Below are 23,758 nucleotides of genomic sequence, written 5' to 3' on the forward strand. Positions count from 1 at the left end.
CCCCCGCCTGCTTGTGCCCGCCGGGAGCCTAGTGCATTGTGAAGCGCCTGGCGGCCCACCGGTTCACTGCCGGAATTGCCGCGGCCGCGGCAATGGCGGCGGTGCGGATTCCCAGGAGCTGTGACGGCAGCGGCCTGCCGAGCATCATGTTGACTTCCGCCTGTCGGCGGGCCAGGACCGCTGCCTTCTGCCGTCGCTTTTCGAACTCCCTGAGCTGGCTGCCAGTCGGCCTGCCTGCCAAGGCCGCGCAGACCACCGGCAGCAGCTCCCTGGCGTCCAGCCAGCCCAGGTTCATGCCCTGGCCTCCAATTGGGCTGATCTCGTGCGCCGCATCTCCCAGCAGCACCGCCCGTCCCGTGACGGTGCGGCGGGCAATGGTGGACCGCACGTTGAAGGCGCTCAGCATGGAATTCGAGGACGTATCAGGATGGAACCCGGTCCGCCGTCGCACCAACTGGGCCAGGTCGTGCGGGCCTGCAGCCGGTCCGGCGGGCTGTCCCAGCCGGACCACCCAGCGGCGCACGCCGCCGGGCAACGGGAAGGATTCAACGATTCCCTCCGGTTCGAGGAACAGGACGGCTTTGTTCCCGTAGTGCGTGCCGTCGTCGAAATCCCCCATGAGGTAGTGGTCCGGGTACGTTCTGCCGGCCACCGGCACCTGCAACGCGCTGCGCAGCCGGGACCGGGCACCGTCAGCCACCACGAGTAACGCTGCCGTGGCGCTGCGGCGCGTGGCAGCTGCGCCGGACTCGACCTCAACGGTGACCCTGCCGCCGTCGTCCCTGACCCTGGTGACGTTGGCGCCCCTGATGATCGCGCCGGAGTCCAGCTCAGTGACGCGCTCTTCGAGAAGCTGCTCCGTGCGGAACTGCGGGAGCGCCAGCACAAAAGGGAAATCCTTGGATACGGCGCCGAACTCCATGGTCCCCACGGTCTTCCCGCCGCTGACCGCCAGGCCGGTCCTGATGGGGACGCCCTCCTGCACCATGGGGGCAGCCACCCCAACCCCGGCAAGTGCCTCCAGCGCCGGAGGGTGGATGCCGATGGCGCGGGTATGCCGGTTCCGCGTCTGCCTCTGTTCAAAAACCTTGACCGAGACACCTTCCTGCAGCAACGCAGCAGCCATGTACAGGCCCACGGGACCACCGCCTGCAATCAGAACCTCGGCATCCATGGTCAGCCCTTGCGGTAGGTCAGGACCTGGTGAAAGGCAGATGAGCGCTCCACTGACCAGCCCGGGGGAGCGGCCGCAGCCAACTCGGCGGGCCGGTAGCTCCGGCGGATGGAAGTAAGGCCGTCCTGGCGGATGAAGGAGTGGCGGAAGGGGAGTGCGGCAACGCTGAAGAGGGCAAAGGCGGTAGGGCTTCGAACGAGGTCGTTGTGCAGCGCTTTCCCTGACGCCAGGATTTCGGAGTCGGCCAACAGATGCCGTAGCTCTTTGGCTCCGAGGTGGTGCAGCATGTGGTTCGAAATCACGACATCGAATGCCGCACCTTCCCTGACGAGGTCTGCACTGTGGGCCTGACGGAACTCAACGCCCGGTATGGGCGGCCGGCGCCGGGCAAAGCTGGCCGCGCGGGGATCGGGATCGATGCCGGTGATCTGCATAGGTATGCCGTCCCGGGCTGCCCAGCGGGCCAGCATCACCGCAAGGTCGCCGCCGCCGCATCCGACATCGAGGACAGTCAGCGGCGCCTGGCCCTGCCGTTCCAGGCTGCGCAACTCCCTGGTGTAGAGCCGACGCCAGCCCGACAGGGCCCTGTTAATGATGCCGAACTGCCGGTAGGTGTTATCGAGGAGCCGGGGGTCGCAGTCGGGGTGGTCCATTTGCTCGACATCGCCGATGGCGCGCCGGGTAAGCAGGATGTCCATGGTTGTGGAAGTCGGCTCAGGCAAGCGTGACCTCGGTGGCCCGGTTGTCCTTGAGCAGGGCTTCTTCCCCCGCAACGTCCTCCTGGGGAGTGTCTATTTGTGCGGGGTCCTCCTGGGCAGGGCTCGCCGACCCGCCAGCGGGCTGCCGGAGCTTCGTGAACAAACCCGTTTCGACCGTCAGGCCCGGGCCAAAGGCCATGGAACAGATCCGTTCATCCTCTTCCTTGAGGGGTTGTTCCAGGATGTGTTTGAGGACGAACAGCACGGTGGCGCTGCTCATGTTTCCGAAATTGCGCAGGGTCTCCCGGGCGGGAACCAGTTGCGTGTCGCTGAGGCCGAGCCGGGACTGCACCTTATCCAGGATGCTGCGGCCGCCGGGATGGATGGCCCAGTGGGGGATGGCGGTGTAGGGGAGTGCCGCCAGCCCCGGTTCCCTGGCTAAAAGCGGTTCCAGTGCATCCACGATGTGGTCGTCAATGATGTGCGGCACGTAGTTGCCCAGGACCATCTCGAAGCCGTTGTCACCGATATTCCAGGCCATGGAGTCCTCGCCGACCGGCGTCAGGACAGTTTCGAAATGGTCCAGTTTCAGAAGCGCGCTTTCCTCGGCGCCTGGCCGGGCCGTCACGACGGCGGCCGCCGCACCATCAGCGAAGAGGGCCGAGCCCATGATGGTGTCCGGGTTGTTGGAGGTCCGGACGTGCAGGGAGCACAGTTCAGCACAGACAACCAGCACGACGGCATTGGGATCCGCCTCGCAGAACAGCTTCGCCGCGCGGAGCGCGGGGAACGCCGCGTAACAGCCCATGAAACCCAGATGGTAGCGCTGGACAGCAGGACTGAGGCCGAGTTCGCGAACAACCTTATAGTCAGGGCCAGGGTTGAAAAAGCCGGTGCAGGAAACGGTCACCAGATGAGTTATGTCAAGTAAATCGAGTTCAGGGGCGGCTTCCAAGGCAGCGCGGGAAGCCTCGACGAACAGCTTTGTGGCCTCGCGGGCGAAAATGTCGTTGCGGACCTTGGTGCTCGGGTTCAGCAGCAGGCCGGATTCCTGGTCATAGAACTGCGGGTTTTCGGAGCGGGCCGTGGTGGTCAGTTCCTCAACGGCGGTGAACCTCGTATCTATGGCTGCACCATCAAAGCACGTGTTGACCAGTCGCGAACCCAATCGGGACAAACCCGGCTGTGCCGCAAACACGTCGCGGGCTTCGGACTGGATCAGCTTTGTCGTCGGAACTGCAGTTTCGAGTGAACGCACGTAGACCGTCATTGATTCATTCTTGACGGGCGCCTGGATAAAGACAATGCCTCTGCGTCCTGACCAGCGCTTTCATCCTCTTTCAGGCCGGTTTTGCGGCCAGGGATGCATGCTGGGCAACTCCGCCCGGAGTCCTTACCAAAACGCCGATAATCTACATTATGTCAAGTAGTACTCTGCGTATCTCATCAGATGAATCATTCAAGCCCTCTCCCGCGGAGTTCCGCGTCACGCGTTTGATACGCCTTGACCCGTGGTGTTCCGGGGTTTTCTCCGACTCCAATCAATGTTCCCAGCCACGCCTGGGCGGGGCTGGCTTGTCCGCCGAATGGCGCAAAAGGTGCCTCTGACCTGCGGATTTGCTGAGATGATGCATTTAATGAAACATTGATTCAAATTTTGGCGCAGGTTTGAGGGGCGAAATGGCAGTCGATGGATCAGGGCGGGTGCACCTTCTGGGCTCCGTCCAGCTGCTTCATCCCGAACAGCAGACTTTTGACCAGATGCTCGATGGCTGGCGGAACCAGCAGTTGTCTCGCAATCTGAAGTTCGACACGATTGACCAGCGCATCAGGTACGTTCGCAGGTTTGTGGACCACGTGAATGAATTTCCGTGGCATTGGACGCCGGCCCATGTTGAGGAGTATTTCGGGGATCTGCGCTCGATCCGGCACGTGGGCCACTCGACGCTGCGGGCCCATCAGTCCGCGCTGCGCCAGTTCACGTCCTATGTCGCCAATCCCGATTATGGCTGGGACCGTGTCTGCGAACAGCGCTTTGGCACCCATCCGGCCCAGGTCTTCTACGAGTGGAACACCGCGCCGCATGTGCAGGAATTTGAAGGCCGCCCCTCCAAGCGGGCCTATACCAAAGAGGAACTCCAGAGGCTTTTTGACCATGCCGACGACGAGGTTCAACTCATTGAGGCCTCTGGCAAGAAGGGCTGGCAGGCGGCCTTTCGCGACTCGGTCATGCTCAAGGTGGCGTACTCCTACGGGCTCCGGTTCAACGAGCTGCGGCACCTGCAGACCATCGACTTCGCGACCAACCAGCAAGCGCGCAAATTCGGGAGATTCGGTGTCTGCAAGGTCAGGTTCGGCAAGTCCCGCAAAGCGTCACCACCCAAACCCCGTAGCGTCCTGACGGTCTTCGACTGGACCTCCGGCGTCCTGGAGGATTGGCTCGCCAACGGCCGCGGCACCCTTAACAGCCTCGATCTCTTCCCCAGCGAACGCGGTGGTCTCATCATCGAGTCCACGCTTCTGCGGCGGCTCCGCCGGTATCTGAATGAGCTGGGAATGCCTGCGGATGGGCTGGACCTGCATTCGCTGCGGCGCTCCTATGCAACCCACCTGCTGGAAGCCGGATGGGATCCTAGGTTTGTGCAATATCAAATGGGCCACGAGTACGCTTCCACCACCGGCATCTACCAATTCGTCAGCGACGACTTCCGCAACACCACACTGCGGGCGTCCCTGGACCGCACCATGAACGACGCGCTGGGCAAACAATCAGGAGGTCAGCGATGAAGCGCCAAGTCGAATATACGTGGCGACTCTCCGAGCTGATGGCAGCCCGGGGGCTTCACAACACCACCGACCTTATCCCCCTGCTCGCCGAACGGGGAATCATCCTGTCCCGGCCCCAGGTTTACCGAATCGTCAACCAGAAGCCCGAACGGGTAGCGCTCCAGGTCATCGCGGCGATCTGCGACATCTTCTCCTGCGGCCCAGAAGATCTCATTACCGTCACCGCCGCCGACGTCCGGGCACGCAAGACCGGAACCGGCAACTCCCCCAACGTCGTGGACCTCAACCGCACCGTCCGCCCGCGCCGGGCGCGCATCATCGACGATGGCCACTGATCTACCTGGAGGACTGACGCCGCGCAGCACCACCCGCGGCCGGCCCCGCACGACCGGCTCCGTCCAGTGCGCCCGCTGCGGCCGCAGCGCCGGCAAAGCCAGGGTGACTTGGCCGGAAGGCAAGATCTGCGGTCCCTGCTTCACCGTCGCGACCCGCACCCACGGCACCTGCCCCGACTGCAAGCAGCACAGACTGCTCCCCGGCCCACCCGCCAAGGATGGAGGACCGCGGTGCGCACCGTGCGCCGGCATCCTCCACAACTTCCACTGCGCCCGCTGCAAACACGAAGGTGAGTTCTACCGCCGCGGCATCTGCGCCCGCTGCGCACTCCGGGACGACCTCACCGCCCTGCTGCTAACGAACCCGGCCGATCCGACAACCGCAAACCGCCTGATCGATGTCCTCTGCCAGGCCGATCGACCGGAAAGCATCATCACCTGGAAACGCTCCGCCAAAGTCCAGACGCTCCTTACCTCCGTCGCGAGCGGCCAGACTCCCATGACCCACGAAGGCCTCGACAGTCACCGCGAAACGGCAGGACGGGCAGCCGACCACCTCCGGGCGCTACTCGTGCATCACGGGCTCCTCCCCCACCAGGACCCCTATCTGAGTCGCTTCGAAGCCTGGATCGATGACAAGCTGCGCCCCCTGGCGGCCGAAGTTGCCAAACCCGTCGAGCACTTCGCCAAGTGGCACCACCTCCGCCGCATCCGTGCCGCGGTAACGCCGGACAAACCGGCCCAGCGCCCGGTGCACTCCGCCAAACAAGAGATCACTGAAACCATCAAGTTCCTCGACTGGCTCTGGAATACCCACCAACGCACCGCTGCCTCCTGCACCCAGCAAGATGTGGACACCTGGCTCACAACCGGGCCTACAACCAGGAAAGCCATCCGGACCTTCTTCGTCTTCGCGAAAAAGACCGGCACGAACATGCGTGTCGAAATCGGCCACTACGCCGCCAAAAGCCGACCCGCCCTCCCCCAGGAACAACGCCTTGCCTGGCTAAAGGAACTGCTCACCGGCACCAGCGAATCCGTGCCTTACCGAGTCGCCGGAGTACTGCTTCTCCTCTACGCCCAGCCACTGGTCCGGGTTGCCGGCCTCCGTATCGACGCGGTCAGCATCAACGACACCACGGGCGCGATCAAAATCTCCTTTGGCACACACCCCATTCCGGTCCCGCAGCCCTTCACGGAACTCCTCAAGCAGCACCTCCGGAACCGCCCCAACCTCCGAACAGCATCAGACCGGGACAGCCAATGGCTATTCCCCGGTATTAGGGCAGGTCAACACCTCCACCCGAACACCATCATGGACAGACTCCGCGTCCTCGGACTCGACCTGCTCGGCGCACGGAACGCCGCCCTGGACGACCACCTCTCCGTCACCCCGCCACCACTGGTCGCCGACGCACTCGGCTACAGCTACCAAGTCTCATTCCTCCACGCAGACGCCGCAGGAGACGCATGGTCCCGGTACGTCGACCGGCGGACGGAACCCTGAAAGAACAAGGGCGCCCGTCAACTCCGGTGCAGGGTACCTCGCCGCAATGGCCCACGGCGTTTAGGGAGTGTCATTGTTGGGCCTGCGTCTAGCCTCGATCTTCGTCGAGTTCTTCTTTAGGCGGGTCCTTCTCGGGACCTTTGGAATTACGACTCCGGCCAACGGCAACGGGCATGCAAAAGCCCGTAACTGCCCCGCCGATCACGGTCATCGCCCACTGCGGAAGATCAGGAAAAAGCGCCCCAGCACTGACAGCGGCGATCACACCCGCAACCACTGCAAGAATCCCGTGTACTACGAAACGTGGCCAATTCATGGCTCAGCATAACCGGCGGCATGAATGACGTCGCCACGCCCTCAAAGCGCCCTTCAGTGATCTGCGCCAGCGGGCCATTGCTCATCGACAATATGCACACATTTGATACGCAGAGGTGCCAGTAACGTTGATGAAGCAGTTCGATGGCTTGGCCTCTGGCTGAGACATGCATCCCCCTCCTGCCACGGCTATCAAGCCTGTTCTGCTGGATAGCTGGTGGGCTGGTGGGACTGGCCGGCCAACGGGCCGGTTTTGATACTGGTCAGTGACGCCGCCGGATCGAAGCGCCCACCACGGCTCCAAGTCCCAGTCCCAATGCAAAGCCCCAGAACGGCGACTGAAACATTGCCAGGCCAAGGCTGATGCCCAAGGCCGCACCAACCAGGCTGCATATCCACAAGGCTTTGTTCACTGTGTCTCCAGTAGTGCTGGGCTCCTTGGTTCCTGCTGTGACCCTACTGCATCCCTATCCCCTACGCCGCTCAAAACGGGGAGCCCCCGCATGGAAGTTGGGTAGTTCCTCCCCATGCGCGCTACAGCCGGGCGTCCTAACCTTTTGGACATGGCGGCAGGCCGGCCGGTCGCCCGCCAGCGCGATGGAGCGGTCCCCCGGGCCGCTCTCTTGTTCATGCAGACGGCGACCGCGCACCATCCTCCTTCCATTCACAAGGACGCCTCCATGCAGGAACTTCCCCGACCCCAAGCGTGCACACATTCGGTCAGCACCTGCCACGCGTGCCGTTCATTGATGCGTGAGGACGCGCTGCGGCAGGCACCCGGACGGCCCATCATCCTCCTGAAGCCCGCACCGGTCACGGTTCGGGCCCACCCGGGGACCGCCGTCGCCTATACCGTGACGGACGTCCTGGTTGAGTGGGACGGAAGCGGCGGATACCAGCTCCGGTGGGAGGCAAGCTGGCTGGTCCGCAAGGTTGAAGCGCCGCCAGACAGCAACGGCCGACAGGATGCCGGTCCCCTGCCGATCCCGACGCCGGGCATGTACGTGCCCGCGTCAACCCTCTCTGCAGGCGGCTAAGCTCGAAACCATGAGTTCGTTGAAAACGAAGCCGGCCAAGACAGCTTCCGCGAGAGTAGTCCTGGCGGCGGCAGCAGCTGACATCGTGTTGATTCTCGCGTTCGCCGCGATAGGCCGGGACGCGCACCACCGTGAGGAGCCGGTCCTCGGCGTGCTCCTCACCGCATGGCCCTTCCTCGCCGGCGCAGCCGCGGGCTGGGCAGCTGCCAGGGTATGGCGGAGGCCCTTATCCGTCCTGGGGGCAGGTGTTCCCGTCTGGCTGGGCAGCCTGGCAGGGGGCATGGTCCTGCGCGCCCTCACTGGCCAAACAGTCGTGATTCCCTTCGTCATCGTGGCCACGCTGGCGCTTGCCGTTTTCCTGGTGGGCTACCGCCTGCTGATCACCGGCGCTGGAAAGCTCCGCAGTCGATAAGTACAGGACGCGGCAGCCGGGGAAACGCCGACCGTGTAATAGGCTGGCAGCAGAGAAGAAACCTGCCGGGCCCTGCCGCGGCGGAACTGATTGAAGGGGTACAAACGTGGTTACCGCATTTGTTCTGATCAAGACTGACGCCGCCCGCATTCCCGAGACGGCGGAGGAGATCTCCGCCATCGAAGGCATCAGCGAGGTTTACTCGGTCACCGGGGAATGGGACCTCATAGCGGTGGCGCGCGTGCACCGGCACGAGGATCTGGCGGACGTCATCGCCGACCGCCTCTCCAAAGTTCCCGCCGTGGTCCATACCACCACTCACATCGCGTTCCGGGCCTACTCGCAGCACGATCTGGACGCCGCCTTTTCCCTGGGCTTCGAACAGTAGGCCCTGGCCGCCCTAGGCGCGGGACAGGGATACCCAACGGTCCAGCACGGCGGCGGCGGCACCGGAATCAATGGACTGTGCTGCGCGGGCGAACGCCTTCTGCATACGGTCCAGGAACGGGCCCTCCGCTTCCAGGTCGAACGCAACCAGGCCGGCCGCAGCATTCACCAACACTGCGTCCCTGGCAGGACCCTCCTGGCCGGCAAGCACGTCCCGCACGACTCCCGCGTTGGCAGCTGCATCGCCGCCGCGGAGCTGTTCAACGGTAGCCAGGCTGATGCCGAGGTCCTCGGGCGAGAAATGGAGCTCGGTGACGACGCCATTCCGGATCTCCCAGACCGTGGAAGGACCGGTGGTGGTCAGCTCATCCAGCCCGTCGTTGCCACGGAACACCAGCCCCCTGCTCCCCCGCCGGGCCAGGACTCCCGCGACGAGCGGCGCCATCCTCTCGTTGGCGACGCCGACGGCCGAGGCCTGAACGTTCGCGGGGTTGGTCAACGGCCCCAGGAAGTTGAATGCCGTAGGTATTGCCAGCTCGCGGCGGGGTACGGCCGTGTGACGGAACGAGGGGTGGAACACCTGGGCAAAACAGAACGTGATCCCCGCCTCTTCAGCGTTCCGCGCCACCTGCGCAATGGACAGGTCAAGGCGGACACCCAGCGCTTCGAGCACGTCGGCAGAACCGGACGACGACGACGCGGCCCGGTTGCCGTGCTTCACCACCTTTGCACCGGCGCCGGCAGCGACGAGCGCGGCCATGGTGGAGATGTTGACGGTGTTAAGTTGGTCACCACCCGTCCCGACGATGTCGAGCTTTTCGCCGGAGATTGCCACCGGGTTGGCATGGGAAAGCATCGCTTCGACCAGGCCGGAAAGCTCATCCACGGTTTCACCCTTGGCGCTGAGGGCCACCAGGAATCCAGCGATCTGCGCAGGCGTGGCTTCACCGGACATGATGGTGTCCATGGCCCAGGAGGTGCTCTCCGCCGAGAGGTCGGACCCCTTGATAAGGGCGGAGATCAGGCGGGGCCAAGTGTTGCCGGACGCTGCGGATGCCAGTGAAGTCACCTGCTGATGCTATCGAGGGATGGCAGGCGCTGACCAATGTGAACGGTGCCGGGAACTTTTCCGGCCAATTTCGCGTCTTTGTAGAAAAAGTCCTCCGAAAAGGTGGTTTGCGTTGGGCAGCACGGACTTTTACAGACATAATGTCTATGTGACATCTGCGACCCATGCCCCCAGTACCCCGGCGCACCCAACGCTGAACCGCCCCAACATGGTTTCTGTCGGAACCGTTGTGTGGCTGTCCAGCGAGTTGATGTTCTTCGCCGGTCTCTTCGCCATGTACTTCACTCTGCGCTCCACCAGCGGGCAGATGTGGGCGGAAGAGACAGCCAAGCTCAACTTCCCCTTTGCGCTCGTCAACACGATCGTCCTCGTGGCCAGTTCCTTTACTTGCCAGATGGGCGTCTTCGCCGCAGAGCGGCTGCAGCCCCGGCGTACCGGTGGCGCGCTGCAGTTCGCCCGCTGGGGAATGAACGAATGGTTCACCCTGACCTTCCTCATGGGCGCGTTCTTCGTCGCCGGCCAGACCACCGAATACGCGATGCTGGTCTCCGAGCACGTCTCGCTCTCCTCCAACGCCTACGGCTCAGCGTTCTACATGACCACCGGCTTCCACGGCCTCCACGTCATCGGCGGCCTGATTGCCTTCCTGCTCATCATGGGCCGGTCCTTCGCTGCGAAGAAGTTCGGACATTTCGAAGCAACGTCCGCAATCGTCACCTCTTACTACTGGCACTTCGTGGACGTCGTGTGGATCGGCCTCTTCCTGGTCATCTACGTACTCAAGTAGCCAGCTTTGATTCTTTTTCTACAAGAGGCAGAATTTCAGGTAGCGGCTCCCGGAGCCGGCGCAGGATCGAATAAAGGAACCACCACGTGAAGGCACTCTCCCAAAAGCGGCGTCACCCACTTGCAGCAATCGCGCTGCTTCTGATGGGGCTCCTCATTACGGGTGGGCTGTACGCCGTAGCAACCTCGATGAATGAGGCCAAGGCGAGCACCACCACCGCAAGCGCAAGCGACGTGGAGGAAGGCGGCAAGCTCTTCGCCGCCAACTGCGCCACCTGCCACGGCATGGGTGCCAGTGGATCCAAGGACGGTCCGTCGCTGGTCGGTGTCGGTGCCGCCGCTGTTGACTTCCAGGTGGGTACCGGCCGCATGCCGATGCAGATGAACGGTCCCCAGGCCATGAAAAAGCCTGTCCAGTTCAACGACGAGCAGACCCACCAGCTTGCAGCCTACGTTGCTTCCCTGGGAGCCGGCCCGGCAATCCCTTCAGAAGAGCTGACAAACGGTGGCGGTGACGCGGCCGCCGGTGGCGAGCTCTTCCGTACCAACTGCGCCATGTGCCATAACGCCGCAGCAGCCGGTGGAGCCCTGACCCGGGGCAAGTTTGCTCCCGCCCTGGCCGATGTCAGCGGCAAGCACATCTACGAAGCCATGGCCACGGGCCCGCAGAACATGCCCGTGTTCAACGATGCCAACATCTCCCCTGAGGGCAAGAAGGACATCATCACCTTCCTGAAGCAGATCGAGACTACCGGTTCGCCGGGCGGCGCCAACCTGGGCTCCCTTGGCCCGGTTGCTGAAGGCCTGTTTGTCTGGGTCGCCGGCCTCGGCGTCATCATCGCCTTCACCATCTGGCTGACCTCAAGGACTTCCTGAGTTTCGGCAGGAAAAACACACTTCTGCTGCCCAGTCAGCAGCTTGATATTAGAAACTAACCCGGCAACCGCCGGGACGAGAGAAGGATGAGGCGAATTATGGGCAACCATAGTGACGGCAGTCCGAACCACTCGGGCACCGTAGCTACGGCTGGTCAGAATGAGGTGGAGAGGTTCCAGGATCCTGGAATTCCCCCGCATCGTTTGCGCCTGGCTGACACGGACCCGAAGGCCGCAAAGCGGGCAGAACGGCAGGTCGCCTTACTATTTGGCATTTCTGTTGTTGGAACCCTGATCTTCCTGGTGGCGTACTTCGCCATCGATCTTGGTCATGACTCCAGCATTGCCACTATCCGGCTCCAGAATGCCCTGCTCGGCGTCGGCACTGCCTTCGCCATGTTGGGTATCGGTACCGGCATCGTGCACTGGGCCAAGGCCCTTATGCCCGATCACGAGGTCTCCGAGGAACGACATGCGATCCGTTACGAGGAGGACCGCCAGGCTGCTGTCCGCATCGTTGACGACATCGTTGAAGAGACCGGCATCAAACGCCGTCCGCTCATCCGCAACACCCTTCTGGGGGCCGTTGCGCTGGCTCCGCTTCCCGCTGTGGCCATCTTCGGCGACCTTGGGCCGCGGCCTGACGACAAGCTCGCACACACCATGTGGGCTCCCCAGGACGGAAAGCTCAAGCGGCTTACCCGGGACCCCGATGGCACACCCATCAGGGCCGCGGATGTCACCATCGGTTCCGCCTTCCACGTTATCCCGGAGGGGCTGAACGAACTTGAGGAAGGCAAGCTTAACGAGAAGGCCAAGGCCGTTGTCCTGCTTATGCGCCTCGATCCAGCATCGCTGAACCCCTCCAAGGGCCGCGAAGACTGGGGCTACAACGGAATCGTCGCCTACTCCAAGATCTGCACCCACGTCGGTTGCCCCGTTGCCCTCTACGAGCAGCAGACGCACCACCTGCTGTGCCCGTGCCACCAGTCCACCTTCGACCTCACGCAAGAGTGCAAGGTGATCTTTGGCCCCGCCAGCCGTCCTCTCCCCCAGCTGCCGATTGCAGTTGATGACGAGGGCTACCTCGTCGCTACCAGCGACTTCCATGAACCCGTAGGACCAAGTTACTGGGAGCGTGATGAGCATGAGCGCAACATCAACAGCTGAACCCGCTTTCGTCGCTAAAACAAAGACAGGCCGGTTTACCGACTTCGTTGACTCCCGCGTGGGCGGCTCTGGCATCCTTCGCGAATTCGGCCGCAAGGTATTCCCCGACCACTGGTCGTTCATGTTCGGTGAAGTCGCCCTGTACTCCTTCGTCATCCTGCTGCTTTCGGGCACCTTCCTGACGTTCTTCTTCGATCCGTCCATGGCGGAGACCCACTACGACGGTTCCTACGTTCCTCTGAAGGGCGTGGAAATGTCGGTGGCGTACAGCTCGTCGCTGAACATCTCCTTCGATATCCGCGGCGGCCTTTTCATGCGCCAGGTGCACCACTGGGCGGCCCTGCTGTTCGTGGCGTCCATTGCGGTCCACATGCTGCGTGTTTTCTTCACCGGCGCGTTCCGCCGCCCGCGTGAGATGAACTGGGTAGTCGGCAGCGTACTGCTGATCCTGGCCATGGCAGCCGGATTCACCGGCTACTCGCTCCCCGACGACCTGCTGTCCGGTAACGGCCTCCGGATTATCGATGGCGTCATCAAGTCGATCCCGGTCATCGGAACGTACATCTCGTTCTTCCTGTTCGGTGGCGAGTTCCCCGGTACCGCCATCATCAGCCGCCTCTACATGCTGCACATCCTGCTGGTGCCTGCCCTGATCCTGCTGATGATCGTCCTCCACCTGTTCATGGTGGTGGTCCACAAGCACACCCAGTACCCTGGCCCCGGCCGTAACGACAACAACGTTGTGGGTTACCCCCTCGGGCCTGTCTACGCAGCGAAGGCCGGTGGCTTCTTCTTCATCGTCTTCGGTGTGATCGCACTGATGGCCGCATTCTTCACCATCAACCCGATCTGGAACTACGGTCCCTACGACCCGTCCCCCGTGTCCGCCGGTACGCAGCCCGACTGGTACATCGGCTTCGTTGACGGCGCGCTGCGGCTCATGCCGGGCACGCTCGGCAACTGGCACGTGGAGCAGGTCTGGTTCGGCCACGTGTTCACCTTCAACGTTCTGCTGCCCGCCCTGGTGCCGGCCGGGATCCTGTTCACCGTGATGTTCACCTACCCGTGGATCGAACGGTGGATCACCAAGGATGACCGTGAACACCACGTGCTGGACCGTCCGCGCAACGCCCCCACCCGCACGGCAATCGGCGTAGCAGGGTTCATCTGGTACTGCGTCATGTGGGCTGCTGCAGGTTCCGACCTCATCGCCACGCACTTCCACGTGTCGCTGAACGATGTCACCTACTGGCTTCGTGCTCTGTTCTTCATCGGCCCCATCATCGGCTTCATCGTCGCCAAGCGCGTAGCACTTGCGCTGCAGCGCAAGGACCGGGAGATCGCCCTTCATGGTCGGGAGACAGGCCGCATCGTCCGGCTTCCGCACGGTGAGTTCATCGAGGTCCACGCCCCGCTGGATGAGTACAAGCGCTACAAGCTGGTTGGTTTCGAATCACCCCAGGTGATTCCGGCCATTCCCAACGAGCACGGCGTAGTCACCAGCAAGGAAAAGCGCCGCGCGTTCCTTTCGCGCTGGTTCTTTGAAGACCGCGTCGCTCCGGCAACGCCTGCTGAGCTGGAGGCAGCCCACGGCCACGGCCACGAGGCTGTTGAAGCGGCAGAAGGAAGCAAGAGCCTCACGCACTAGCTTCAGAACCCAAAGGAAAGGCCCGATCCGTTATGGATCGGGCCTTTCCTGCTTAACACGTGGCTGCAAGTACCTCCAGGCCCGTTCACCAGCGCCAAAAGTGGCGTGCCTAGTGGTTGCGGGCTCTCCGTGCTCCGGGTCGCTGGAGGGGCACCCAGAGCTTGTACCGGTCCGCCCGGTAGTACGAGACGGAGTAGTCCACCATGGCCCTTGCCACGAACGCATGCCGCTGGATCTTCAACAGGGGCGCCCCCACTTCGACGTTGAGCAGCCTGGCAGTGGAGGGTGACGCCGCCGTGGCCTCGATCATGTCCTCCCCCCACTCCATGACCAGGCCGAACTGCTCGCTGAGGACGTTATACAGCGAGGTGGGCGGCTCGCCGTCGAGCAGCCCTGGGACCCGGTGCGCCGGGATGAAGTTTTCGTCCACGCTCATCGGTTCCCCGTCCGCCAGAAGGAGCCGGCGGAACCGGACCAGCGGAGTGCCCTCATCAAGCTGGAGCTCGCGCGCCAGGAAGGCGCTGGCACCGATCTGCTCGAAGCTCAGCACCTTGGCTGCAGGAACCATGCCGCGCCGCTGCATCTCCTCGCTATAGGACGTGAGCTTCACTTGGAGGTCCAGTTTCGGGCGCCGGACAAAGGTCCCCAAACCGACCACACGCTCGATGACCTCCTCCCCCACCAGGGCATCGATGGCCTGTCGCACGGTCATCCGGGCCAGCCCAAACCGCTCGGCAAGGTCACGTTCCGAGGGAAGCGCCGAGCCCGGGGGGCAGGACTCTGCAATATAGGTCCGAAGGATCTCGCGTAGTTGAACGTAGATGGCGGTTCCGCTGGTGCGGTCTATCTCCCCCGCTATTTCCGTGGCGCCAGCTGCCATGATGTTTCTCCTGCCGTTGGGTTTGCACTCAATTTTAGGACGGGCTAGACCACCTGCTGTACCACTCTCGGTCGCTGTCGCGCACAGCGCCGGCCGCCGGATATATTTGGTCAGGACACTTTGCCGGACAGACGGATGGGGCCGTCGCGTGACGTAGGAGTCGCTTTGCCAGTACAGAAGGCCGTGGTCGCTGCGCCCGTGGGCCTGCACGCACGTTCCGCCGCCATATTTGTCCGGGCGGTCACCGATACCGGACTGCCGGTCACTATCAGCAAGGCCGGCGCTGACAAGGTGGATGCCCGCTCCCTGCTCCAGGTGATGGCTGCCGACTTCCCGCAGGGCTGCCACGTTGAACTGGCCGTCAATGAGGCGGCCCTGGATGGCGCTTTGGGCCGGCAAAAGGCCGAGGAAGCCCCCCGGGACCTCCGGGGCCTGTTGGAGTCGCAGGGAGCCGCCTGAGCCGCTTGGAGATAGTTAACGACGTCGGGCCCCACCGAAAGGTGGGGCCCGACGTCGCTATTCTTTTTCCTGCCTAGTGCGCGTGGTCTCCGCGGCTGTACTCGTAGACCCAGCCAACGAGTGCCACAACGGCAATACCGGCCGCGATGAAGATGATCCACGGACCCACTGCCAGGCCCAGGAAGCCGGTGGCGCAGGCGATGCCCAGCACGAGGGGCCACCAGCTCCAGGGGCTGAAGTGCCCCTGCTCGCCGGCGCCTTCGTGGATTTCAGCATCACTGCGGTCTTCAGGACGCAGGCCCACCCGCCGGCCGGTGAAGCCGAGGTAGGCGCCGATCATGCCTGCCAGCCCACCAACGAGGAGGATGCCCAGGATGCCGACCCATTCACCCCAGCTGGTCAGGAAACCGTAGACCAGAGCGACGGGAACGAAGAAGAAAACTCCGGAGCCAAAGATCCAGGATTCGATTTTCATTGTGCGGTGTCCTTCTGGTCGGCGTTGCCGAGCACCCCTGCTGCGGGAGCCGGCGACTCAACGGTGTGAACCTGCCGGAGTTCCGGGTGGTGCAGGTCCAGGGCGGGACGCTCCGAACGGATCCGGGGCAGGGACGTGAAGTTGTGGCGCGGCGGCGGGCAGGACGTGGCCCACTCCAACGAAGCACCAAAGCCCCACGGATCATCGACCTGGACCTTTTCGGCGCTGCGCCAGGTGATGTAGACGTTCCAGAAGAACGGGATCAGTGACGCACCAAGCACGAACGATGCGATGGTGGAGAACTGGTTCATCCACGTGAAGTTGTCCTCCACGAGGTAGTCGGCGTAGCGGCGGGGCATACCTTCGACGCCCAGCCAGTGCTGGATCAGGAAGGTGCCGTGGAAGCCCAGGAAGAGCATCCAGAAGTGGATCTTGCCCAGGCGCTCGTTGAGCATCTTGCCGGTCCACTTGGGCCACCAGAAGTAGAACCCGGCGAACATGGCGAACACGACGGTGCCGAACACCACGTAGTGGAAGTGCGCCACCACGAAGTAGGAGTCCGAGACGTGGAAGTCCAGGGGCGGGGAAGCCAGGATGATGCCGGTCAGGCCACCGAAGAGGAAGGTGATCATAAAGCCGATGCTCCACAGCATGGGCGTCTCGAACGTCAGCGACCCGCGCCACATGGTGCCGATCCAGTTGAAGAACTTCACGCCGGTAGGCACTGCGATGAGCATTGTCATGAACGAGAAGAACGGAAGCAGGACGGCGCCCGTGACGTACATGTGGTGTGCCCACACCGTCACGGAGAGGGCTGCGATGGCGATGGTGGCGTAGACCAGGCCCTTGTAACCGAAGATCGGCTTGCGGCTGAACACCGGGAAGATCTCCGAGACGATGCCGAAGAACGGCAGCGCGATGATGTACACCTCCGGGTGGCCGAAGAACCAGAACAGGTGCTGCCACAGGACGGCGCCGCCGTTCTCCGGGTCAAAGATGTGCGCGCCGAACTTGCGGTCCGCGCCGAGCGCGAACAGTGCGGCGGCCAGCGGCGGGAAGGCCATGAGCACCAGGATGGCGGTGATCAGGGTGTTCCAGGTGAAGATGGGCATCCGCCACATGGTCATACCCGGGGCGCGCATGCAGATGATGGTGGTGATGAAGTTGACCGCACCCAGGATGGTGCCGAAGCCCGACAGCGCCAGGCCGAACACCCACAGGTCGCCGCCGATGCCGGGGGTGAAGGTGGTGTTGGACAGCGGCGCGTAAGCGAACCAGCCGAAGGACGCGGCGCCCTGCGGGGTGATGAAGCCGGACACCGCGATGGTGGAGCCGAACAGGAAGAACCAGAATGCCAGCGCGTTCAGGCGCGGGAAGGCAACGTCCGGGGCGCCGATCTGCAGCGGCATGATGACGTTGGCGAATCCGGCGAACAGCGGGGTGGCGAACATCAGCAGCATGACCGTGCCGTGCATGGTGAACAGCTGGTTGTACTGCTCTTTGGTCTGCAGGATCTGCATGCCGGGTTCGAACAGCTCGGCGCGGATCAGCAGCGCCATGACACCGCCGAGGCAGAAGAACACGAACGACGCGATCAGGTACATGTACCCGATGGTCTTGTGGTCAGTGGAGGTGATCCAGTTGACGACGATGCGCCCCTTGGATTTGGGTACCACGGGAGCCGACAGGACTCCCGCAGGTGCGGATTGGGTGTACGTAGCCACGTCGCTCCCCTTACTTGGTTTCGTTCAGGTTCGGGTTGCGGTCGTACTCCACACCGAGCAGGCCGGTGTTGCCGTCAGCCTTCAGCTTGTCCATGTGGGCCTGGAATTCGGATTCCGACACCACCTTTACGCGGAACAGCATTTCGGAGTGGTACTCGCCGCAGAGTTCGGCACACTTACCGTCGTAGGTGCCCTCTTTAGTGGGGGTGAACCGGATGTAGTTGGTCTTGCCCGGGATCATGTCGCGCTTCTGGAGGAAGGCAGGAACCCAGAAGGAGTGGATGACGTCGCGGGCGTTGAGTTCGAGGTCAACGGACTTGTTGACGGGCAAGTACAGGGTGGGAAGCTGTTCCTTGTCGATGGTGTTGCCCGTGAGGTGCGCCTGGACGCCTGCCTCGTGGAGGTCTTCCTGGATGACGTCGCCGGACTTGTAGTTGAAGTCCCAAGCCCACTGCTTACCGCGGACGTCCACTACGACGTCGGCCGGCTGGGAGCGGTCATCGATGGCCTGCTGGTCACGGTCGGTGAAGTAGAAGAACACCAGGACCATGAAGATCGGGATGGTCAGGTAGAAGACCTCGAGGGGGAGGTTGAAGCTGGTCTGCCGGGGGAAGCCAACGGTTCCCTTGCGGCGGCGGTAGGCAACCAGGCACCAGATGATCAGGCCCCACGTAATGGTGCCCACCACGAGCGCAGCAATCCATGAGTTGACCCAGAGGTCCATGATGCGGTCGGTGTTGCTGGTGGTGCCACGTTCAGTGGGCATCCACCCTTTCTCTACCTCTGGCGAACATCCGGTCAAAACCAACGCGCCGGCAATTGCCAAGCTTGAGATCGTGGTGATCGTTTTGCGTCGGCTGCCGGTTCGGTTCTGCGAACTCACAGACGGCCCTTCCTACTTGTTGCTGTTGTCCGGGCAGCCAGAAAGGCGCTCCGGGCACAAAAAAGTTTTACTACTCGGTGTAGAGCTTACCGCTCCGCCGGGCGTTTCGCCCACATGTCCGCGCCGAGCCCCCGTGCCGTTTTGGACGGCAGGGAACCCGGCGCGGACATCAGGCGAAATAACCGGCTTAGTGGAATGAATCACCGCAGGCGCAGGAGCCTCCGGCGTTCGGGTTGTCGATGGTGAAACCCTGCTTCGAGATGGTGTCTTCGAAGTCGATGCTGGCGCCGCTCAGGTACGGCACGCTCATTTTGTCCACGACGACCTCGACTCCGTCGAAGTCGCGCACGGCGTCACCATCAAGGAGCCGTTCGTCGAAGTAGAGCTGGTAAATCAGCCCTGAGCACCCGCCGGGCTGTACGGCTACGCGCAGCCGCAGGTCAGTGCGGCCTTCCTGCTCAAGGAGGCTGCGTACCTTGCCTGCAGCGACGTCGGTCAGGTTGACCTCGTGAACGGGCAGTTCATCGCTGGCCACGGTGGTGGCGGTGCTGTTTTCGTTGGTTGCGGTGCTCATTGGCCTACCTTCTTAGGACGGTCTGGCGGCGTCGCCGAAACGGCGCCTGCCCCTACGGTTACGGTATGGGCTATAGCTACATGCTACGCGCGGCAGTCCTGTAGCTCTAACTCCTGTCGTAACCGTCAAAGCGGTCCGGTTGTTCCCTGGAAGCCCGTCCGGTCCACTTCACGGCAAAGGACCGTCATTCAGCCCCCGGAAGGCCCTCACCGTTCAACCTTGCAAGCATGAGGGCCTCGGCAACGATGGCGTTGCGGAAGTCACCGATATGCAGGGATTCGTTGGCACTGTGGGCCCTCGAATCAGGGTCCTCCACCCCCGTTACCAAAATTTGCGCTGCAGGATACAGGTCCGTCAGGTCCGCAATGAAGGGGATGGAACCGCCGATGCCGGTTTCCACGGCAGGAACGCCCCACGCCTCCCCCAGGGCCCACATGGCCACGGAGGCAGCGGCGGAGGAGGTGTCCGTCCGGAACGGGTTCCCGGCCTCCCCCGGAGTGAAGACAACCTTTGCGCCGAAGGGCGCGTTGGCCTCCACGTGGCGGCGAACTGCTTCCATGGCGTCCGCCGGAACCTGCCCGGGCGCCAGACGCAGGCTGAACTTGGCCCGCGCGCGCGGAAGGAGGGTGTTGGAGGCCACATCCACGGCGGGCGCGTCGAAACCGATGATCGACAGGGCCGGCTTGGTCCACAGCCGGGAAGCTATGCTTCCGGACCCGGCCAGCCGGACCCCGTCAAGCACCGAGGCATCCGCGCGGTAGTCCGCCTCCGGCATCTCAACCGCAGCCGTGTCGGTTGCCATCAGGCCCTCGATGGCCACGTTCCCGTCGGCATCGTGAAGCGTGGCGATCAGGCGCGACAGCAGCGTGGGCGCATCCAGGACCGGGCCCCCGTACATACCGGAGTGCACTGCGTGTTCCAGGACCTGCACTTCAATAGTGCCGTCCACCAATCCACGCAGGCTGGTGGTCAGGGCAGGTACCCCTACTTTCCAGTTGCTTGAGTCGGCCACCACGATGACGTCGGCACGCAGCAGTTCGCGATTGGCCTCCAGGAATGAACGGAACGTAGGCGACCCCGCTTCTTCCTCCCCCTCAATAAAGAAGGTCACGCCAAGATCCAGGGAGTCGGCCAGGACCTCGGAGACGGCTGCGTAGGCAGCAACGTGCGTCATGATGCCGGCTTTGTCATCGGCAGCGCCCCGGCCGTACAGCCGGCCGCCCTTTTCAACGGCAGTGAACGGCTCCGTTTCCCACAGCGATTCGTCGCCCACCGGCTGGACATCGTGGTGGGCATACAGCAGGACAGTCGGCTTTCCGTCCCCGGCAGGACGGCGGGCGACGACGGCCGGGCCACCGGGTGTGCCGTCTGCCTTGTTCACGGACAGCACCTGGACTTCGCCAAGGCCGGCGCCCCGGACAAGTTCCGCGACGGCCTCGGCGCTGCGTTCCAGGGGGGCGCGGTCGAAGCTGGGCCATGCGATTCCGGGGATAGCGACAAGCTCCTTGAGCCGTGCCAAAGTCCGATCGAAGGAACGGTCTACGGCTGAACGAAGATCGTCCGTCCTGACGTTGCCGGCTGGGCTGGATCCGGGGATGTCTGTGGTGCTGCGCGGGGTGGCAGCGGATGAAGAGGTCATGGCCAAAACATTACCCTCGTCACATTCTGCTCCCGGCCAGGGCGGGCGCGGGAGCAGGCGGCGGGCGTGCTGCTGCAAGGTATTCTGGTCAGGTGTTCGGACGTAGAAAAGAAGCGCCCTCGGCGCAGCAAACAATAGACCAGCAGGCAGCGGAAGCGGCCGCGCGGCAGAACAGCGCGGTGGGCAAGGGCGCCCCAACCCCCACCCGGAAGGCACAGGAGGCTGCCCGCAAACGCCCGCTGGTCCCCGAGGACCGCAAGGCGTCCAAGGCCGCCGAACGCCAGGCCGTCCAGGACCAGCGGCTGAAAATGCGCCGCGCGCTGGACACCGGTGACGAGAAGTTCCTGCCGCTGCGGGACAAAGGCCCGCAGAAGCGGTTTGCCCGCGATTTCGTGGACGCGCGGTTCAACCTTGGCGAGTACCTGATGTTCGGCGCGCTGGTCTTCGTGCTGGTGTCACTGGTGGTACCGGCCTCCAGCGACATGATGATCTACGTCCTGGGCGCATTCTGGGTGATGTTCCTGGCTGTCTTCGTGGACGTTTTTATCCTGTCCCGCAAGCTTCGCAAGCGCCTGGCGGAGAAGTTCGGCGAGGTGGAGCGTGGAACCGTTTGGTACGGCTCCATGCGGTCCCTGCAGTTCCGGAAACTGCGGCTGCCCAAGCCCCAGGTTCAGCGCGGCCAGTACCCCGCCTGACCAGGCATCGACTTCAAAAACCGGAACCCCGGCGGAATGACCGCCGGGGTTCCGGTTTTAAGTAGTGGCTGTCCGGGGCAGGCTTGCCGGCCGCCCGACTATCAGGAGCGGCGGTTCTTTGCCAATTGCCTGTTGATCCGTGCCGCCCAGAACGGACCTTCGTAAAGGAACGCCGTGTAGCCCTGCACCAGGCTTGCGCCGGCGTCGAGCCTTTCCTGTACGTCCTGGGCCGACTCCACACCGCCTACCGCCACCAGGGTCAGGGAATCGCCGGTAGCCTTCTTGAGCCGCTTGAGGACGTCGAGGGACCGCGCTTTCAAGGGGGCTCCGGACAGGCCGCCGGCACCGCACTTGGCCACCTGGTCCGCCGGCGAGGTCAGTCCCGAGCGGGCAATGGTGGTGTTGGTGGCGATGATCCCGTCCAGTTTGAGGTCCAGGGCGAGGCGGGCGACGTCGTCAATGTCCTCGTCGCTGAGGTCCGGGGCGATCTTCACCAACAGCGGCACGTGCCGCCCGGCTGCCCGGTCAGCTTCCTGTCCCACTGCCGTCAGGAGGGGGCGGAGGGTCTCCACGTCCTGGAGCAACCGCAGCCCCGGCGTGTTGGGGGAACTGACATTCACCACGAGGTAGTCCGCGGCAGGAGCCAGGCTGCGGGCGCTCACCAGGTAATCGTCCACGGCGTCCGCCAGCTCCACCACCTTGGTCTTGCCAATGTTGACGCCGATGACCGGGCGCACCGACGGGTATCGGCGCTGGAGCGCAGCGCGCGCCGCCTTCAGCCGGGGCGCGACGGCCGAGGCGCCGTCGTTATTGAAACCCATCCGGTTGATGACCGCACGGTCCTCCACCAGGCGGAACAGCCGCGGTTTTTCATTGCCCGGCTGGGCCTGGCCGGTAATGGTGCCGACTTCCACGTGGCCGAACCCAAGATCGGTGAGGGCCTCGATGCCGAGCCCTTCCTTGTCGAAGCCGGCGGCCAGCCCGAAGGGCGAAGGAAATGTAACACCAAAGGCAGTGGTCTGGAGGGACGGTGCAGGCGCCGTCAGTTTCTGCAGGAGCCTCCCGGCGCCCGACGCATGCGCGAGCCGGATGCCTTTGAATCCGATTTTGTGGGCGCGCTCGGCGTCCATCCATGAAAAGGCCAGCCTGAAGAAAGTGGGGTAAACGCGCATGCCTCCAGTTTCCCGTTTCCTGGGGCCGCATACCAAAACGAAGAAGCAGCCGATCCGGAACGGACGCACCCGCCGGCCCGGTTTAGCATGAGGTCATGCAGTGGCAGCAGGACATCCTGGGCGGGGACTTTGAGTCCGGTTCCTTTGTGGCCACCGGACCTGACGGTGTGGAGCGGACCGCAACCCTGGTACGGCTCCGGCCTCAGCCGGACAGGGGCGCCGCCGACGGCCGCCACGGTGCCGTACTGTTCCTGCACGGCTGGAGCGACTACTTTTTCAATGTTGACCTGGCAAGGTTCTGGGCTGGGGCGGGATACGACTTCTACGCCTTGGACATGCACAACCACGGGCGCAGCCTGCGCCCGGAATCCCCTGGTGGGTACGTGGCGGACCTCGCGGCCTATGACGCCGAAATTGAAGAAGCAGGGCGCATCATCAGCGCCGAGGGCGCCCCCGGTCCCCTGGCTTTGATGGGCCATTCCACCGGCGGACTGGTGGCAGCCCTCTGGACCAGCCGGCATCCCGGGGCCGTTTCGTTGCTGGTCCTCAACAGTCCGTGGCTGGAGATGCACGGCAGCTCACTCGTGCGGCGGGCTGCGGCGGGCATGGTGCGCCCGGTTGCCCGCCTCCGGCCTCAAACAGTCCTCCGCCTGCCCGAACGGGGCCATTACTGGCGCACCATCAGCAGCGCTGCGGACGGCGAGTGGCCGCTTGACGAACGCTACCGTCCCCGGATGGCTTTCCCCGTCCGGGCAGGGTGGCTAAGGGCGGTCCTCGCGGGACATGCGCGGGTGGCGCGCGGCCTGGGGATCGAAGCGCCCATCCTGGTCCTGCTTTCCAAGGGGAGCGCCAACGGGCTTCTCTGGTCCGAGGAAATGCGCCGCACCGATGCCGTCCTGGACGTCAATACCATCAGCGCCCGGGCGCTGACCCTGGGCCGCACCGTGACCCTCGAACGGATCGACGGGGCGCTGCACGACGTCTTCCTCTCCCCCGAGCCGGTCCGGTCCGATGCCTACTCAAGGCTGGCCCGCTGGCTGCGTGCGTATGGGTGAAG

The 23,758-nt window shown here is 63.7% G+C and carries 24 protein-coding genes; 13 read left to right on the plus strand and 11 right to left on the minus strand.

The window, feature by feature from the left end:
* Nucleotides 1-28 precede the first annotated feature (28 nt).
* Genes LFT44_RS10445 through LFT44_RS10455 form a run of 3 tightly spaced genes read right to left on the minus strand, consistent with a single transcriptional unit; the run spans nt 29 to nt 3,142 of the window.
* Nucleotides 29-1,174: an FAD-dependent oxidoreductase gene (locus tag LFT44_RS10445; protein WP_236798398.1), complete on the minus strand. Its 1,146-nt coding sequence runs from the start codon at nt 1,172-1,174 to the stop codon at nt 29-31.
* A gap of 2 nt (nt 1,175-1,176) precedes the next feature.
* A complete protein-coding gene (locus tag LFT44_RS10450; RefSeq protein WP_236798399.1) occupies nt 1,177-1,872 on the minus strand; it encodes a class I SAM-dependent methyltransferase in 696 nt (231 codons plus the stop codon).
* 16 nt (nt 1,873-1,888) lie between these two features.
* Nucleotides 1,889-3,142, minus strand: a complete 1,254-nt coding sequence (locus tag LFT44_RS10455) for a type III polyketide synthase (RefSeq protein ID WP_236798400.1) — start codon at nt 3,140-3,142, stop codon at nt 1,889-1,891.
* Nucleotides 3,143-3,576: 434 nt separating this feature from the next.
* Here LFT44_RS10455 and LFT44_RS10460 point away from each other — a divergent pair, with 434 nt between their 5' ends.
* From LFT44_RS10460 to LFT44_RS10485, 6 genes are all read left to right on the plus strand, one after another.
* On the plus strand, nt 3,577-4,659 hold the full coding sequence (locus LFT44_RS10460) for a tyrosine-type recombinase/integrase (protein ID WP_236798401.1): 1,083 nt from the start codon (nt 3,577-3,579) through the stop codon (nt 4,657-4,659).
* The gene (locus tag LFT44_RS10465; protein WP_236798402.1) at nt 4,656-4,994 is read left to right on the plus strand and encodes a helix-turn-helix domain-containing protein; all 339 of its coding nucleotides are present in this window, start codon (nt 4,656-4,658) and stop codon (nt 4,992-4,994) included. The genes LFT44_RS10460 and LFT44_RS10465 overlap by 4 nt, the downstream gene beginning before the upstream one ends.
* Nucleotides 4,984-6,501 (plus strand): recombinase XerD, encoded by a 1,518-nt coding sequence (locus LFT44_RS10470; RefSeq protein WP_236798403.1) that lies wholly within the window; start codon nt 4,984-4,986, stop codon nt 6,499-6,501. Before LFT44_RS10465 ends, LFT44_RS10470 begins: the two co-directional genes overlap by 11 nt.
* Before the next feature lie 1,064 nt (nt 6,502-7,565).
* Complete coding sequence (locus LFT44_RS10475) at nt 7,566-7,853, plus strand: hypothetical protein (protein ID WP_236798404.1); 288 nt, start codon at nt 7,566-7,568, stop codon at nt 7,851-7,853.
* A gap of 10 nt (nt 7,854-7,863) precedes the next feature.
* On the plus strand, nt 7,864-8,265 hold the full coding sequence (locus LFT44_RS10480) for a DUF3054 domain-containing protein (protein WP_236798405.1): 402 nt from the start codon (nt 7,864-7,866) through the stop codon (nt 8,263-8,265).
* Between the two features lie 106 nt (nt 8,266-8,371).
* Complete coding sequence (locus LFT44_RS10485) at nt 8,372-8,653, plus strand: Lrp/AsnC family transcriptional regulator (protein WP_043456257.1); 282 nt, start codon at nt 8,372-8,374, stop codon at nt 8,651-8,653.
* A gap of 12 nt (nt 8,654-8,665) precedes the next feature.
* Here LFT44_RS10485 and trpD read toward each other — a convergent pair whose 3' ends face one another.
* A complete protein-coding gene (gene trpD, locus LFT44_RS10490; RefSeq protein WP_236798406.1) occupies nt 8,666-9,721 on the minus strand; it encodes an anthranilate phosphoribosyltransferase in 1,056 nt (351 codons plus the stop codon).
* Nucleotides 9,722-9,833: 112 nt separating this feature from the next.
* Between trpD and ctaE the strand changes: the two genes are divergently transcribed.
* From ctaE to qcrB, 4 genes are all read left to right on the plus strand, one after another.
* Nucleotides 9,834-10,508 carry an aa3-type cytochrome oxidase subunit III gene (gene ctaE, locus LFT44_RS10495; RefSeq protein ID WP_217509392.1) on the plus strand — a complete coding sequence of 225 codons (675 nt, stop codon included), beginning with the start codon at nt 9,834-9,836 and terminating at the stop codon, nt 10,506-10,508.
* Nucleotides 10,509-10,594: 86 nt separating this feature from the next.
* Nucleotides 10,595-11,383, plus strand: coding sequence for a cytochrome bc1 complex diheme cytochrome c subunit (gene qcrC / locus LFT44_RS10500; RefSeq protein ID WP_236798407.1), 789 nt, complete (start codon nt 10,595-10,597; stop codon nt 11,381-11,383).
* A 98-nt stretch (nt 11,384-11,481) separates the two neighbouring features.
* Nucleotides 11,482-12,552, plus strand: a complete 1,071-nt coding sequence (gene qcrA, locus LFT44_RS10505) for a cytochrome bc1 complex Rieske iron-sulfur subunit (RefSeq protein ID WP_236798408.1) — start codon at nt 11,482-11,484, stop codon at nt 12,550-12,552.
* Complete coding sequence (gene qcrB / locus LFT44_RS10510; protein WP_236798409.1) at nt 12,530-14,200, plus strand: cytochrome bc1 complex cytochrome b subunit; 1,671 nt, start codon at nt 12,530-12,532, stop codon at nt 14,198-14,200. Before qcrA ends, qcrB begins: the two co-directional genes overlap by 23 nt.
* A 109-nt stretch (nt 14,201-14,309) precedes the next feature.
* Here qcrB and LFT44_RS10515 read toward each other — a convergent pair whose 3' ends face one another.
* On the minus strand, nt 14,310-15,080 hold the full coding sequence (locus tag LFT44_RS10515; RefSeq protein WP_236798410.1) for a GntR family transcriptional regulator: 771 nt from the start codon (nt 15,078-15,080) through the stop codon (nt 14,310-14,312).
* A gap of 165 nt (nt 15,081-15,245) precedes the next feature.
* Here LFT44_RS10515 and LFT44_RS10520 point away from each other — a divergent pair, with 165 nt between their 5' ends.
* The gene (locus LFT44_RS10520) at nt 15,246-15,539 is read left to right on the plus strand and encodes an HPr family phosphocarrier protein (protein ID WP_236798411.1); all 294 of its coding nucleotides are present in this window, start codon (nt 15,246-15,248) and stop codon (nt 15,537-15,539) included.
* Nucleotides 15,540-15,612: 73 nt separating this feature from the next.
* Here the strand turns inward: LFT44_RS10520 and LFT44_RS10525 are convergent, their stop codons facing one another.
* The 5 genes from LFT44_RS10525 to LFT44_RS10545 form a co-directional block, all read right to left on the minus strand.
* Nucleotides 15,613-16,014, minus strand: coding sequence for a cytochrome c oxidase subunit 4 (locus LFT44_RS10525; protein ID WP_236798412.1), 402 nt, complete (start codon nt 16,012-16,014; stop codon nt 15,613-15,615).
* Nucleotides 16,011-17,738, minus strand: a complete 1,728-nt coding sequence (gene ctaD / locus LFT44_RS10530) for an aa3-type cytochrome oxidase subunit I (protein WP_236798413.1) — start codon at nt 17,736-17,738, stop codon at nt 16,011-16,013. Before ctaD ends, LFT44_RS10525 begins: the two co-directional genes overlap by 4 nt.
* Nucleotides 17,739-17,748: 10 nt before the next feature.
* Nucleotides 17,749-18,621: an aa3-type cytochrome oxidase subunit II gene (gene ctaC / locus LFT44_RS10535; protein WP_236798414.1), complete on the minus strand. Its 873-nt coding sequence runs from the start codon at nt 18,619-18,621 to the stop codon at nt 17,749-17,751.
* A 187-nt stretch (nt 18,622-18,808) separates the two neighbouring features.
* Nucleotides 18,809-19,195 carry a HesB/IscA family protein gene (locus LFT44_RS10540; protein WP_236798415.1) on the minus strand — a complete coding sequence of 129 codons (387 nt, stop codon included), beginning with the start codon at nt 19,193-19,195 and terminating at the stop codon, nt 18,809-18,811.
* A 184-nt stretch (nt 19,196-19,379) separates the two neighbouring features.
* The gene (locus LFT44_RS10545) at nt 19,380-20,834 is read right to left on the minus strand and encodes a dipeptidase (protein WP_236798416.1); all 1,455 of its coding nucleotides are present in this window, start codon (nt 20,832-20,834) and stop codon (nt 19,380-19,382) included.
* Between the two features lie 92 nt (nt 20,835-20,926).
* Between LFT44_RS10545 and LFT44_RS10550 the strand changes: the two genes are divergently transcribed.
* Nucleotides 20,927-21,529 (plus strand): DUF3043 domain-containing protein, encoded by a 603-nt coding sequence (locus tag LFT44_RS10550; protein ID WP_236798417.1) that lies wholly within the window; start codon nt 20,927-20,929, stop codon nt 21,527-21,529.
* 101 nt (nt 21,530-21,630) lie between these two features.
* Here the strand turns inward: LFT44_RS10550 and LFT44_RS10555 are convergent, their stop codons facing one another.
* A complete protein-coding gene (locus LFT44_RS10555; protein ID WP_236798418.1) occupies nt 21,631-22,701 on the minus strand; it encodes a quinone-dependent dihydroorotate dehydrogenase in 1,071 nt (356 codons plus the stop codon).
* A 95-nt stretch (nt 22,702-22,796) separates the two neighbouring features.
* Between LFT44_RS10555 and LFT44_RS10560 the strand changes: the two genes are divergently transcribed.
* Nucleotides 22,797-23,756 carry an alpha/beta hydrolase gene (locus LFT44_RS10560; protein WP_236798419.1) on the plus strand — a complete coding sequence of 320 codons (960 nt, stop codon included), beginning with the start codon at nt 22,797-22,799 and terminating at the stop codon, nt 23,754-23,756.
* Nucleotides 23,757-23,758: the final 2 nt, after the last annotated feature.

Origin of the sequence: Arthrobacter sp. FW306-05-C (genome assembly GCF_021801725.1) — a bacterium.
GTDB lineage: Bacteria > Actinomycetota > Actinomycetes > Actinomycetales > Micrococcaceae > Arthrobacter.

Coding starts and splice junctions, on each gene's coding strand:
- LFT44_RS10445 (WP_236798398.1), bottom strand. CDS start 1,174: ATGGATGCCGAGGTTCTGATTGCAGGCGGTGGTCCCGTGGGCCTGTAC.
- LFT44_RS10450 (WP_236798399.1), bottom strand. CDS start 1,872: ATGGACATCCTGCTTACCCGGCGCGCCATCGGCGATGTCGAGCAAATG.
- LFT44_RS10455 (WP_236798400.1), bottom strand. CDS start 3,142: ATGACGGTCTACGTGCGTTCACTCGAAACTGCAGTTCCGACGACAAAG.
- LFT44_RS10465 (WP_236798402.1), top strand. CDS start 4,656: ATGAAGCGCCAAGTCGAATATACGTGGCGACTCTCCGAGCTGATGGCA.
- LFT44_RS10470 (WP_236798403.1), top strand. CDS start 4,984: ATGGCCACTGATCTACCTGGAGGACTGACGCCGCGCAGCACCACCCGC.
- LFT44_RS10475 (WP_236798404.1), top strand. CDS start 7,566: ATGCGTGAGGACGCGCTGCGGCAGGCACCCGGACGGCCCATCATCCTC.
- LFT44_RS10480 (WP_236798405.1), top strand. CDS start 7,864: ATGAGTTCGTTGAAAACGAAGCCGGCCAAGACAGCTTCCGCGAGAGTA.
- qcrA (WP_236798408.1), top strand. CDS start 11,482: ATGGGCAACCATAGTGACGGCAGTCCGAACCACTCGGGCACCGTAGCT.
- qcrB (WP_236798409.1), top strand. CDS start 12,530: ATGAGCGCAACATCAACAGCTGAACCCGCTTTCGTCGCTAAAACAAAG.
- LFT44_RS10515 (WP_236798410.1), bottom strand. CDS start 15,080: ATGGCAGCTGGCGCCACGGAAATAGCGGGGGAGATAGACCGCACCAGC.
- LFT44_RS10525 (WP_236798412.1), bottom strand. CDS start 16,014: ATGAAAATCGAATCCTGGATCTTTGGCTCCGGAGTTTTCTTCTTCGTT.
- LFT44_RS10540 (WP_236798415.1), bottom strand. CDS start 19,195: ATGAGCACCGCAACCAACGAAAACAGCACCGCCACCACCGTGGCCAGC.
- LFT44_RS10545 (WP_236798416.1), bottom strand. CDS start 20,834: ATGACCTCTTCATCCGCTGCCACCCCGCGCAGCACCACAGACATCCCC.
- LFT44_RS10555 (WP_236798418.1), bottom strand. CDS start 22,701: ATGCGCGTTTACCCCACTTTCTTCAGGCTGGCCTTTTCATGGATGGAC.
- LFT44_RS10560 (WP_236798419.1), top strand. CDS start 22,797: ATGCAGTGGCAGCAGGACATCCTGGGCGGGGACTTTGAGTCCGGTTCC.